The 2,296-nt window shown below is 71.2% G+C and carries 2 protein-coding genes; both read right to left on the bottom strand.

Features of this window, described 5'->3' with window-relative positions:
- Positions 1-58: 58 nt before the first annotated feature.
- Entirely contained in the window at positions 59-493 is a 435-nt protein-coding gene (locus ACFUK0_RS40070; RefSeq protein WP_380259008.1) for a CBS domain-containing protein, read from the bottom strand.
- Positions 494-611: 118 nt separating this feature from the next.
- Positions 612-2,126, bottom strand: a complete 1,515-nt coding sequence (locus tag ACFUK0_RS40075; protein ID WP_380259010.1) for an ArnT family glycosyltransferase — start codon at positions 2,124-2,126, stop codon at positions 612-614.
- Positions 2,127-2,296: the final 170 nt, after the last annotated feature.

A 2,296-nucleotide genomic window follows, 5' to 3' on the forward strand; every position in this document is an offset into this window, starting at 1 on the left:
CCGGTGACCCCCTCGCGGGTGGTCACCGGCGCTCCGCCGTTCCTGCCGCCGTCGGCGGTCAGCGCTTCATGTAGACGCTGTCCATGAACTCGACGATCTGCCGGTCGGTGAGGTGGTTGCCCTCCCGGTGGCCCATCGCGATGTCGGCCTCGCTGATCATGCCGACCAGCTGGTCGTCGTGGATGACCGGGATCCGGCGGATCTGGTGCTGCTCCATCTTCTTCAGCACCACGTCGATGTCGTCGTCGGCCCGCACGCAGTGCAGGTGCCCGCCGAGGTCCTTCGCCGTCATCATGGCCGGGTCCTTGCCCTCGGCGATACATCGCACGACGATGTCCCGGTCCGTGATGATCCCGCTGAGCTTCTGGTCGGCGCCGCAGATCGGCAGCGCGCCGACCCCCATGTCGCGCATCATCCGGGCCGCGTCCGCCAGGCTCTGGTCGGCGCGGACGCACTGGGCCCCGCCGTGCATGATGTCACGGGCTGTAGTCACTGGAGTCACTCCTCGCTGCGCTCCGCGATCCGGCTCCGCAGTCCCTCGCGGCCCGGTCCGGGAGCTGTGGGTGATGGTGCGATCACCATAAGCAGCATCCGCGGGCCCGGCGAGTGGATCAGCGCTTGAGGCGGTAGACCACCGTGTCGGTGAAGACGCCGACCATCTCGTAGTGGGTGTCCAGCAGGTTCTCGATCCGGGGGATGCGGAACGGCTGGTACGGCGAGGGGCCCGAGTCGTCGACGACGATCTCGGGGAGGCCGTTGTCGGTGAGCTCCTTGTCGAAGGTCTGCCAGGCGTCGGTGACGCTGTAGTCCTCCCCGACGTTCTCGCTGCCGTCCTTGCCGCCGCTGAAGTTGGTCAGGAAGCCGGCGGTGAGGTACCGGGTGGCCGGCATCCGGTCGGACAGCCAGTAGAGCTCCGGGTGCATGCCCCAGACCAGCACCTTGTCCTTGGGAGTGCTCTGCGCGGCGACGGCGGAGGCGACCTCGGTGTTGCGGTCCAGCCGCTCCCCCGGCCAGGCCATCGCGAGGACCCAGAAGACGGTGGCGGCGGCCGTGCTGTAGACCATGACCGGCTTCCAGCGGATCGCCGAGGTGGCGACCGCGCCGACGCCGAGCAGGACCAGCGGCGGCATCAGCTGGAGGTAGTAGTGCCCGAAGAAGTGGAAGCCGACGCTGACGGCGACGACGGAGGACAGCAGCCAGACCCAGAGGTCGGCGGTCGAGCCGCGCTCCTCGGCGGCGGCCGGCAGCTGCCGGTTGCGGTACTTGAGCCAGATGCGGCGGCCGAGCGGGAGCACGAAGCCCAGGCCCGCCCCGAGCAGGATCGCCGAGTTGCCGAGCGCCCGGCCGGTCATCTGCACCCAGGCGCCGCCGAACGAGGCGTAGTCGCCGCTGCCGGTGACGACCCAGAACAGGAAGCCCTTGGGCTTGGTGAGGATGATCGCGACCAGCGCTATCGGCAGCGCGAAGCCGAACCAGATCTTGAACAGGGCCGGCGCCCACCGGACCCCGCGCCGGCGGCAGTCCTGGAAGAGCATCCAGAGCACCGGCAGCATCACCGCCCCGCCGGTCTGCTTGGTGAGCGAGCAGAGGGCGACCGCGATGCCCGCGGCGAGCCAGCGGCGGCGCTCCGCGTACCGGAACGCGGCCACCATGGCGGGCAGCATGAAGACCTCGAAGGTCGCCGCCTGGGTGTCCTCCGGCGAGAGCCCGATGGACAGCAGCAGGTACAGCCCGCCGGCGGCGGCGCCGGCCCGGTCACCCCAACGGCCGCGGGCGATCGAGGCGAGCAGGATCGCGGTGACCAGGTGGGCGACGATGGCGAGGGTGCGCAGCGGCCACAGCGAGAGTGAGCCGAAGACGGTGAAACAGGCCTCGTACAGCCAGGGCAGCAGCGGGGGCTTGCGGTCCACGACGGTGTCGTAGAGGACGCCGCCGTCCGCCAGCATCCGGGCCTGGGTGGCCAGGAAGCCCTCGTCGGGGCTCCAGACCGGCCGCAGGAACGAGGGGATGTGGGTGATGACGGCGAGCAGTGCCAGGACGGGGACCACTCTCGTCCAGTAGCCCGTACGCAGACGGACCGGCAGGCGCTCGGTGAGCGCGGCGAGTCGGCGGGTGGTGGTCGGCACGAGTGACAACCTACCGGGCGGAGCCGGGACGGGTGGCGCCGGTCCCGTCATCCGTACGATTATCGAGCGAAACCGTGGCTCTCTGTCACCGAGCCGGCGCCGCGGGGGGGCCGGCCCGCCCGCCCCCCCCCCCCCGCGGGCCCCGCCGCGGCCCCCCCCCCCCCCCCCCC

Source organism: Kitasatospora sp. NPDC057223, from assembly GCF_042669755.1.
Classification (GTDB): Bacteria; Actinomycetota; Actinomycetes; order Streptomycetales; family Streptomycetaceae; genus Kitasatospora.